This window comes from Nonomuraea sp. NPDC049486 (genome assembly GCF_040676925.1).
GTDB lineage: Bacteria > Actinomycetota > Actinomycetes > Streptosporangiales > Streptosporangiaceae > Nonomuraea > Nonomuraea ferruginea.
In genome coordinates this window covers 50,948-60,862 of the sequence record NZ_JBFAPV010000026.1, presented here as the reverse complement: position 1 = coordinate 60,862, position 9,915 = coordinate 50,948, and the positions used below count along the sequence as shown (strand labels likewise).

The 9,915-nt window shown below is 70.4% G+C and carries 11 protein-coding genes; 9 read left to right on the top strand and 2 right to left on the bottom strand.

What is annotated here, in order from left to right; translation table 11 throughout:
* Positions 1 to 330: 330 nt before the first annotated feature.
* On the top strand, positions 331 to 615 hold the full coding sequence (locus AB0K05_RS42175; protein ID WP_148029275.1) for a hypothetical protein: 285 nt from the start codon (positions 331 to 333) through the stop codon (positions 613 to 615).
* A gap of 781 nt (positions 616 to 1,396) precedes the next feature.
* Here the strand turns inward: AB0K05_RS42175 and AB0K05_RS42170 are convergent.
* On the bottom strand, positions 1,397 to 1,765 hold the full coding sequence (locus AB0K05_RS42170; RefSeq protein ID WP_148029276.1) for a hypothetical protein: 369 nt from the start codon (positions 1,763 to 1,765) through the stop codon (positions 1,397 to 1,399).
* A gap of 637 nt (positions 1,766 to 2,402) precedes the next feature.
* On the bottom strand, positions 2,403 to 2,768 hold the full coding sequence (locus AB0K05_RS42165; RefSeq protein ID WP_364237138.1) for a hypothetical protein: 366 nt from the start codon (positions 2,766 to 2,768) through the stop codon (positions 2,403 to 2,405).
* A 118-nt stretch (positions 2,769 to 2,886) separates the two neighbouring features.
* Between AB0K05_RS42165 and AB0K05_RS42160 the strand changes: the two genes are divergently transcribed.
* The 8 genes from AB0K05_RS42160 to AB0K05_RS42125 are packed head-to-tail and all read left to right on the top strand — an operon-like array spanning position 2,887 to position 9,837.
* Positions 2,887 to 3,783 (top strand): alpha/beta hydrolase, encoded by an 897-nt coding sequence (locus tag AB0K05_RS42160; protein ID WP_364237136.1) that lies wholly within the window; start codon positions 2,887 to 2,889, stop codon positions 3,781 to 3,783.
* A 42-nt stretch (positions 3,784 to 3,825) separates the two neighbouring features.
* Positions 3,826 to 5,007, top strand: a complete 1,182-nt coding sequence (gene moeZ / locus AB0K05_RS42155; RefSeq protein WP_148029279.1) for an adenylyltransferase/sulfurtransferase MoeZ — start codon at positions 3,826 to 3,828, stop codon at positions 5,005 to 5,007.
* A 56-nt stretch (positions 5,008 to 5,063) separates the two neighbouring features.
* Positions 5,064 to 5,780: a hypothetical protein gene (locus tag AB0K05_RS42150; RefSeq protein WP_364237133.1), complete on the top strand. Its 717-nt coding sequence runs from the start codon at positions 5,064 to 5,066 to the stop codon at positions 5,778 to 5,780.
* A complete protein-coding gene (locus AB0K05_RS42145) occupies positions 5,774 to 7,030 on the top strand; it encodes a S8 family serine peptidase (RefSeq protein ID WP_364237131.1) in 1,257 nt (418 codons plus the stop codon). Before AB0K05_RS42150 ends, AB0K05_RS42145 begins: the two co-directional genes overlap by 7 nt.
* 57 nt (positions 7,031 to 7,087) lie before the next feature.
* Positions 7,088 to 7,996: a hypothetical protein gene (locus tag AB0K05_RS42140; protein WP_261808309.1), complete on the top strand. Its 909-nt coding sequence runs from the start codon at positions 7,088 to 7,090 to the stop codon at positions 7,994 to 7,996.
* Positions 7,990 to 9,147 carry a S8 family serine peptidase gene (locus AB0K05_RS42135; RefSeq protein ID WP_148029280.1) on the top strand — a complete coding sequence of 386 codons (1,158 nt, stop codon included), beginning with the start codon at positions 7,990 to 7,992 and terminating at the stop codon, positions 9,145 to 9,147. Before AB0K05_RS42140 ends, AB0K05_RS42135 begins: the two co-directional genes overlap by 7 nt.
* Positions 9,148 to 9,169: 22 nt before the next feature.
* Positions 9,170 to 9,529, top strand: coding sequence for a hypothetical protein (locus tag AB0K05_RS42130; protein WP_148029281.1), 360 nt, complete (start codon positions 9,170 to 9,172; stop codon positions 9,527 to 9,529).
* Complete coding sequence (locus AB0K05_RS42125; RefSeq protein WP_148029282.1) at positions 9,517 to 9,837, top strand: MGMT family protein; 321 nt, start codon at positions 9,517 to 9,519, stop codon at positions 9,835 to 9,837. Before AB0K05_RS42130 ends, AB0K05_RS42125 begins: the two co-directional genes overlap by 13 nt.
* Positions 9,838 to 9,915 lie beyond the last annotated feature (78 nt).

Genomic DNA, 9,915 nt, shown 5'->3' with positions numbered 1-9,915 from the left:
GACGTGCGGCGATCCGGGGTCCTCGGCACCCGACGATCATCCCATCCAGCGGATGCCGCTCACGCCAGCGTGATCACACACTTCTGAATGCTTACGCTTGCCTTGCATTAGCGGACATATCGGACAATTCGTGCAGTTACATTCTATAAACGCTTAATTTAAGCAATAGCAACGCTAATGCATAGCAAAATGGAAGGATGACCGTTTGCTCACCCAGAGTGACGGGAATATCACTTACCGGATGAGTCTTCAGCATCATCCGGGGACCTTTCTTGGACCTTAAGAAAGGTCCCGAGTACGGGGCAATCGAACCTTTAGGGGGAAAACGCAATGCCCAAGCTCAAGAGTGTTCTCGCGGGCCTCGCCCTCAGCACCGCCGTGACAGGTGGCGTCGTGGTCGCGGGCGCGACCATGACCACCACCAGCGCAGCTGCCGCCACTCAGGTCAGCGCGGGCACGTCGGTCCTGACCGGCGGGCACTGCGGCCACCGCTGCTGGTGGCGCAAGCACCACCGCAAGCAAGTCCGGGTCATCGTCGAGAACTTCAACATCAACCGGAACCCGAACGAGCACCGGCGCCACCACCGGAACTGGGGCTGGGACGACCTCGACTGACATCGACAACCTCGCCGGCCGTCGCATGGCGCAGCCAGTGGATGACACGTCGGCTAGTGATCAATCGTCGTTGACGGCGCAGGAATGAGTGCTCGTTCTCATTGAGGATCGGTTCGGGGCCCCTTTTCTGGGGATACGGTTTCCGCTCTGTGGTGAATTCCGGGCTCTCTCGGGGGCGGGTCGCGTTCTATGGCGCGGCCCGTCCTGAGTTTTCCTTTCTCGTCTCCACGGCAACTTCGAGGGCTCCGCCGGCACTGGCGCCGGGGGAGCCCTCTCCTTTTGTCGTGCACGGGCGCATTCCCGGAGGCGGGGATTTCGGCATGTCCCTTGCCGGGCGGTCTCACGGGAGCGCTGAGAGCCCTTGTGACGCCCCGATGCGAACTTGGCTGAGGGGTGCGCAGGGGACATGAAAGAGCCCGTATCCATCGGTGCGGCCTTTCGTGAGAAGGGCCGCACCGATGGATACGGGCGTCGGCGGTGCGCGGGAGCTCGGCGCCTGGGCGGACTCCAGGAGCGGATCCTGAGAGCTCGGAAGCCCCGGCCGTCCATGGGGCGACGCAATGAGGGCCCCGCCGGCGCCATTGCCGGCGGAGCCCTCGAAGTTGCCGCGGAGACGAGAAGGAAATCTCAGAACAGGCCGCGCCATCGCACACGGCCTGTCCCGAGAGCCCGGAATTCACTACGAGCCGGGAAACCACATCCCTGGAAAGGGACCGGACGACCATCAATGAAAACGAGCGCTCATCCCATCCGCACCCGGCGGTCGGCGAGGTGGCTCGCCTTAGTTGATGAGGTTGCTGTGGTGACGGCGGTGGTGGTGACGGTCGTGGCGGCGCAGCTTGTTCTCGTTGAAGTTGAAGTTCCGGACCACGACGCAGATGTGCTTGTTCTTGCTGCGACGGCCCCAGCCGCCGCCGTGGTGGTGGCCGCACCTGTGGCGGTTGCCGAAGGTGTGGCCCCCGAAGAAGCCGAAGCCGAGGCCGTTGTTGAAGCCGAAGCCGTCGTTGAAGCCGTCACCGAAGCCGTCGTCGGTGACGACGGGCGCGGTGGTCGGCATGGCGGCGGCGGCGGTCGCACCTCCGGCAACCAGGCCGCCGGTAAGCGCGGTGCTGACGGCGAGGCCCGCGATAACACTCTTGAGCTTGGGCATTGCGTTTTCCCCCTAAAGGACGGATTGCCCCGTTCTCGACGATCTGGACGGCTACTAATGAGTCATCCTGCTGAATGTCATTTCCGGCCTGTGGCCTATGAAACGGAGTTCGCCCTATTTTGCTATGCAATAACAATCTTATTGCTCGCCTTGTAGATCTATCTCGCAAAATGGCACGATATGTCCGATTCGGGCGGAAATGTGGGCGGCTCCACAGGGTGGAACACCGTCTTTCCGGCCTGTTCTCCCGCAATGAATTCCCTGCGGAAAAGGGCAGGCCGGAGCGCCCCGTAAATACTGCTCCGAAAAAGCGAGAACGCGCGAGCCGTGCCATGTTCGCGCTGAAACGGCGGCACCCAGCGAGCGAATTATCGCGGGGCGCTTCCATGACCGGCGTCAACCGGAGGAGGCATGTGACGGGCTCCTCCGGCGCATGCCGTGGATGTGGCGCCATGTGCCGCGTCGTCGACCCTGACCGTTCGTCACGATGAGTGCCGTTGACATCACGCTGGGTGCCGCTGCTCTCATGTTTTCCGGCGATGGCCGCCATAAACGGCATGTGGTGGCTTTTGCCATGTTCTCGGCGTATCAAAAGATCGATTAGATCCCTAAACACGAAAAATCGGGATCTGTCCGGTCAGCGGGTGTCGATCCGCCTCAGGTAGTACGCGTGGCTGAACCCGAGCCGGTCCGCGTCGACCCCCCGCACCTTCCGCCACCTGCCGAACTTCCGGCAGCTCCCCCACGTGTAGTCGCCCGGGTAGAGCTTGTCCACGATCCGGTACCGGGTCCCAGGCCCCCCGCGCACGTTGAGTCTCGTCTCGATCCGGCGCACCGCGTACCTGCACCGCTTCGGCGCCCGCCCGTCCCCGTCCCGCGCTTCTCCGACGGCGGCGGCCACCGTCGGGGCCGGCCCCCGGGCGGACCCCGCCGTGCCGGTCGCGAACCCGCCGCCCGCCACGACCGCGACCGCGAGCACCACCGCGACACGGCTGAACCTCATCACGTTTCCCCTGTCCGTATCGTTGGACGTACGCGGCTGATGTCCTGCGGCGCGAGGCGAAAACGCGTCTGTACGGAATGCAGACCGCCCCTAAGCAGGATGGTTATGAGGAGGAGCCATGGCAGAGCCGGTCCCGCACTGGCCGGGACGGATGATCGGGCCCGTGCACGTCAGATCGACCCCGCAGGGCGCCCCCGAGCAGGCGGTGTTCGTGCACGGCCTGGCCGGCTCCGCGACCAACTGGACCGACCTGATGGACGAGCTGAAGGACGTCGTCACCGGTCACGCCGTCGACCTGCCCGGATCCGGATGCTCGCCCGCCGCCTCCGACGGCGACTACGGCGTCCCCGCGCACGCCCGCGCGGTCATCGGCGTCCTGGAGCACACCGGCCCGGCCCACCTGTTCGGCAACTCGCTCGGCGGCGCGGTCTCCGTGCGGGTCGCCGCCACCCGCCCCGACCTGGTGCGCTCCCTCACACTCGTCTCGCCCGCGCTGCCCGACCTGATCCCCAGGTACGGCCCGGTCCGGGTCGCGGCGGCCGCCACGCCCTGGGTGGGGGAGTGGCTGGCGGGCAGGCTCAAGCTGCTCCCGGCGGAGCGCCGGGTCGAGGCCACGTTCGCCATGGTCTGGGCGAACGCGCGGGCGATCCATCCGGTACGGCTGAGTGAGGCGGTCGAGGAGCTGCGCCGCCGCGACGACCTGCCGCACACCATCGCCGCCATGCTCGGCTCGGCCCGCGGCATCGTGGCCGAATACCTGCGCCGTGGCCCGCAGTCGCTGTGGCGGCTGGCCGCCAGGGTCGAGGCGCCCACGCTGATCATCCACGGCAGGCACGACCGGCTCGTGAGGCCCGCCATGGCCGCCCGGGCGGCGCGCACGTTCCGCCAGGTGAGGCTGGTTCTGCTGCCCGGATCCGGGCACGTGGCGATGATGGAGCAGCCCCGTCTCGTCGCGCTGGAGACGCGTCGTCTGATCGGTGAGACGCGATTGGGGAATGCCCCACTGCCCGGCTAGGTTTCAAAGGGAGATAAGACCCCTGGAACGGGAGCGTAGAAAGTGTCGTTGCCACCGCTGGTCGAGCCGGCTGACGAGCTGACCGTTGACGAAGTGCGCCGCTACTCGCGCCACCTGATCATCCCCGACGTGGGGATGGCCGGGCAGAAGCGGCTGAAGAACGCCAAGGTGCTGTGTGTGGGCGCCGGCGGCCTCGGTTCGCCCGCGCTGCTGTATCTCGCCGCGGCGGGCGTCGGCACGCTCGGCATCATCGACTTCGACGTCGTCGACGATTCCAACCTGCAGCGCCAGGTCATCCACGGCCAGGCCGATGTCGGCCGGCCCAAGGCCGAGAGCGCCGCCGACTCCGTGCGCGCCATCAACCCGCTGATCGACGTGGTGATCCACAACACCACGCTCACCACCGAGAACGTCATGGAGATCTTCTCCCAGTACGATCTCATCCTCGACGGCACCGACAACTTCGCCACCCGCTACATGGTGAACGACGCCGCGGTGCTGCTGGGCAAGCCGTACGTGTGGGGCTCGATCTACCGCTTCGACGGTCAGGCCAGCGTCTTCTGGGCCGAGCAGGGCCCCTGCTACCGCTGCCTCTACCCGGAGCCCCCGCCTCCCGGCATGGTCCCGTCCTGCGCCGAGGGCGGCGTGCTCGGCGTGCTGTGCGCGTCGGTCGGCTCCATCCAGGTCAACGAGGCCATCAAGCTGATCACCGGCATCGGCGAGCCGCTGGTGGGCCGGCTGATGATCTACGACGCCCTGGAGATGAAGTACCGCGACGTCAAGGTCCGCAAGGACCCCGAGTGCGTCCTGTGCGGCAAGAACCCGACGGTCACCGAGCTGCTCGAAGACTACGAGGCGTTCTGCGGCGCGCTGTCCGACGAGGCCGCCGAGGCGGTCTCCGGCTCCACCATCACCGCCCGCGAGCTCAAGGCCATGCAGGACAACGGCGACGGGATCTTCCTCGTCGACGTCCGCGAGCCCAACGAGTACGAGATCGTGAGCATCCCCGGCGCCACGCTGATCCCCAAGGGTGAGTTCCTCAACGGCTCCGCCCTGGAGAAGCTGCCGCAGGACAAGCGCATCGTGCTCCACTGCAAGTCGGGCGCCCGCTCCGCCGAGGCCCTGGCGGTCGTCAAGGACGCCGGGTTCTCCGACGCCGTCCACGTCGGCGGCGGCGTGCTGAGCTGGATCAAGACCGTCGACCCGAGCCTGCCGGAGTACTAGACCGGCGGTCCGGTTTCTGCGGATGGCGGAGGGTCGGCCGCATTAAGGTCGATCCTGTGGACAACGCTCGCCTCTGGCCCATCCTGGTGGTGGCCTCCGCGCTGACCTCGGTCTGCGCGGTGGCCGCCGGGGTCGCGGCGAGCTCGGTGAGCTCGGAGCTCACCCGCGGCCCGACGGCCGCCGAGCTCAGGGCGGCCTCCCAGCGCGAGGTCGCCGAGCGCTGGCGCACCTGGGACGCGGGCCGCGTCTTCCCCGCCACGCTGTCCTACTCCGCCGAGCAGGGCGGCAAGGAGCGGGCCCGCAGGCTGGGCATCTCACCGACGACCGGCTGCGCCGGCGCGGTCGACGCCGTGGCCGTCCCCGCGCTGACGGAGTCGGGGTGCCGCGCCGTGCTGCGCGCCACGTACATCGACGCCCTGCGCGGCGTGCTCGTCACCATCGGCGTCGTCGCCCTGCCCGACGCGGCGCGCGCCGCCCGGGCCAAGTCCGCGTTCCCCGCCGGCGGCGAGCCGGTTCCCGGCCTGCTCCCGCTGGCCTTCCGCGGCACGGTGGCCGACCGGTTCGCGCCGGCGGTGCGCCAGCGGGGCTCGGTACGCCAGTCCGGGCCGTACCTGGTGCTGACCACGGCCGGTCAGGTGGACGGACGGCCCGGTGGCGCGGCCGAGCAGCGGCCGGCCGTCTTCGCCTTCGCCACCGAGATCTCCGAGCGCGTCCTCGCCGAACTGACCATGCCGCGGATGCCCGACTGCGCCTCCGAGGACTGGCAGTGCTGACCCGCCGCCCGCGTACCTCGCGCCCCGGCAGAGGCGGGCGCGGGCAGGCCGCGCTGACCGGGACGCTGGCGGTGGCCGGGGTGCTGTTGCTCGACGCGGCGCCCGCGGTGGCCGACGAGGTGCGGGCCAGTCAGGAGCGGGTCATCAAGACACTCGACCTGCCCGCCGCCTGGGAGGTCAGCCGGGGCGCGGGCGTCACCGTGGCCGTGCTCGACTCTGGCGTCGACCCCGGCCACCGCGACCTGGCCGGCTCCGTGACCGTGGGCGAGGACTTCACCGAGGGCGCCAACGCGCCGGGGGTGGCGCCGCGTCGCCTGCACGGCACGTACATGGCGTCACTGATCGCCGGCCACGGTCACGGCCCCGGCGGCGCCGACGGGATCATCGGCGTGGCCCCGGAGTCCGAGGTGCTGTCGGTACGGGTGATCCTGGAGGACGAGGAGCCGGGGTTCCGGACGTTCAACGTCGACCCGAGGTTCGAGGACGTGGTGGCCAGGGGCATCCGCTACGCGGTCGACCAAGGCGCCGACGTCATCAACCTGTCCATCTCGAAGGAACTGGCCAGCAAGGCCGACCGGGCCGCGGTCCGCTACGCCATCGGCAAGGGCGTCGTGCTGGTCGCCGCGGCCGGCAACGAGGGCACCCGCAAGGTGGCGGGGGCGGCACCGTACTCCTACCCGGCGGCCTTCCCCGGTGTGGTGGCGGTCGGCGCGGCCGACGCGGGCCTGCGGCGGGCGGCCTTCTCCAACGGGAACGCCTCGGTGCTGGTGGCCGCGCCCGGCGTCGACATCATGGGCGCGGGTCCCGGCGACGAGTACTGGACGGGCCGGGGCACCTCGCAGGCGACCGCCCTGGTCTCCGGCGTCGCGGCTCTCGTCAGGGCGAAATACCCGAAGATGTCGCCGCCGCTCGTGGCCCGCGCCCTCGCCGCCGGGGCCGTCGACAGCCCGCCCACCGGCTACGACACCGGCACCGGCTTCGGCGTCGTCAACGCCGCCAGGGCGCTGGCCGAGGCGGCCAAGCTCGCCGGGCACACCGAGGCCGCGCCCGCCGCGCTGGCGCACGACCCCGACCGGCCGCTCGGCGGCGGTGCCGCGGGCCCGGTCAAGGTCGTCCACAGGGACGAGCGGCGCGTCGTGCTGCACGCGGCGATCGCGGTGGCGTCGGCCGGAGGCGCGGTCGGCTCGGTGGCGGTCATCCTCGCCTTGGTGAGGAGGGTGCGACGAGCGCACAATGACCAAGACGCATGATCCGCCCTGTTACGGGGACGAATGACACAGAAAGCCGAGCTTGGGAACGAGGCGGTGGTGAAGGCACGTAGGTCCACCACAGGGCTGCCGCGCGCCGCGGGGGACGCCACGCCGGGACGGAAGAACCCGCTCGGCGCCGGTACCGGCCGCAGGTCGCGGGTGCGCGACTGGTCGCCGGCGACCGGCCGGTCCATGTCCAGGCAGCGTGCCAGGCAACGGGCCGAGACCGACCAGTTGCAGCAGGGCGTCCGCTACCGGCGGGCGTTCGTGGCGCTGGTGGGCGTCATCGTGGCACTCTCGGCCGTCGTCGTGCTGCTCGGCACCGTGGGCCTGTTCAAGGAGACGCGCTCGCGCCCGCTGACCGCCGAGGAGCAGAACCGCTACAAGCAGGAGGAGATCGCCCGGCGCTGGCAGTCGTGGCCCACCACCGGCATCTTCCCCGAGGAGCTGAAGTACCTCGGCCTCGACCGCACCCAGCAGTACGCCAGGCGGGTCGGCATCGCCCCCGAGGCCAGGTGCCGCGACGCCGTGGACCCCGCGGTCGGCGCGATCCTGGCCGAGCACGGCTGCGTGAGCCTGCTGCGCGCCACGTACGTCGACCAGAGCTCCACCTTCGTCTTCACCATCGGCGTGGCCGTGCTCAAGGACCAGGAGGCCAGGGTCTCGGCCGGTGGGGACCTCACCCAGGACGACCGGGTGGGCGTGCTGCCCGTCGCCTTCCCCGGCACCGTGGCCGAGCGGTTCGGCGCCGAGCAGCGCCAGCGCACCGGCTGGGCCGGCGCCGGGCCCTACCTCGTCTTCACCACCGGCGGCTACGCCGACGGCCGCACCAGGGCCGCGATCCCGCCGGAGGAGGAGCTGCACAGCGAGCTCTGGCCGGCCGCCCGGTCGATCGGCAACCAGATCGCCTACTTCCTGGCGGATCCGCCCAAGGTCCCGCCGTGCACCCAGGGGAACGTGTGCTGACCGTCGTGCGCGCCCTGGTCGCCGCCCTTCTCCTGCTGCAGACCCCGGCGCACGCCGCGCCCATCCGCGACCGGCAGCAGTGGGTGCTCGACGCGCTCAACGTCGAGCAGGCGTGGCGGACCACCAAGGGCGCCGGCGTCACCGTGGCCGTCATCGACAGCGCGGTCGACCCCGACGTCAAGGAGCTGCGCGGCCGGGTCACCGTCGGCCCCGACATGAGCTCGGGCGCGGTGCGCCGCGAGGTGACCCCGGGCCGCCACGGCACCGCGATGGCGGGGCTCATCGCCGCCTCCGGCGCCGACGACGGCTACGTCGGCGTCGCGCCCGAGGTCCGCGTGCTGTCCCTGCCGCTGGCGGTGGCGGAGGACCCGGACCGGGTGGACCCGCCGCTGGCCGACGACCGCGCGGTGATCGAGAGCCCGCTCGCGCGGGCCCTGCGGTACGCGGTCAACCAGGGCGCGCAGGTCGTCAGCATGTCCATCGGCACGTACGGGGCCCACAGGTCCGAGCGCGAGGCGGTCTCGTACGCGCTCGGCAAGGGCGTGGTGCTGGTCGCGGCCGTCGGCAACGACGGGAAGACGGAGTACGCCAGGGAGAACGGCACCTCCTACTGGAGCTTCCCGGCCGGATACCCGGGCGTCATCGGCGTCGCGGCCGTCGACAAACAGCGCAGGGTGGCTTCGTACAGCAGTGACAACCTGTCGGTGCTGGTCGCGGCGCCGGGCTCGGGGGTCCCCGTGGTCAGGCGCGGCAGCGGCTACGAGCTGTCGGAGGGCACCAGCTCGGCGGCGGCTCTGGTGTCGGGGGTCGCCGCCCTGATCAAGGCGCGTTACCCCGGCCTGCGGCCCGACCAGGTGGCGCAGGCGCTGGCCGCGGGCGCGAAGGGCAGGCCGGCCGACGGCTATGACGAGGAGGTCGGCTTCGGCGTGGTCGACGCGGGCGCCGCGCTGGACGCCGCGGCCACGCTCGGCGGGCAGCGCCGCAGCGTCCCCGTACCCGACGATCAGCACTTCGGGCAGGGGGAGGACTCCCCGCCGCCGACGGCGCCGGGGCCGGACGCGTGGCGGCTCTGGCTGTACGGGATTGGGGTTCTAGTGGCCCTTGTCATGTTCTGCGGTGGAATCGTGGTTCTCAACCAACGCAGGGAGTGAAGATCCGCTAAGGTCGCGCCCCATGGGATACGAACTGCGCGTGGTTCGTGAGTCGCCGATCGCCCTCGCGGACCTCGCGAAGGCGATCGAGCCGGCGGGGTTCGAGCTGCGCGGTTCCGAAGAGATCGTCGCCAGGCACGGCGACGGCGCCCACGCGGTGGGGGCGTGGCGCGGCCAGGTGGTCGGCGAACCCGGCTCCGACTGGCAGGTGGCGCAGCTCGTGAGGCTCTCGGCGGCGCTCGGCGCCCGGCTCGTGGGCGAGGACGGCGAGGTCTACGCGCTGCGCGACGGCGCGGTCGAGGTGCTGGCCGAAGGTCTGGCGACGGAGCTCGGCAGGCTCGACGAGATGCTCCGAGCGGGCCCGGCGGCGTGGACCCCCTGAACCCGTACGCCGAGCGGGTGCTCGACGTCGTCGACCGCATCCCTCCCGGCAAGGTCATGTCCTACGGCGACGTCGCCGAGTATCTCGGCGAGGGCGGCCCGCGTCAGGTCGGGCGGGTCATGTCCACCTGGGGAGGCGGCGTGCCCTGGTGGCGCGTGGTACACGCCGACGGCACGGGCGCCCCCGGACACCAGGCGCGATGCCTGTCCCACTGGCGCGAGGAGGGCACCCCGCTGCGCGGCGAACGGGTCGACATGCGCCGGGCGCGCTGGGACGGGCGTTCAGCGGATTCACAGGAAGCCCGTTGACCTGCCTCTTCGCGAACTGTGCGAATTCACATCTTGTGACTCCTATTACCATGGGCTGAACATAACGGCGGCCTGAAA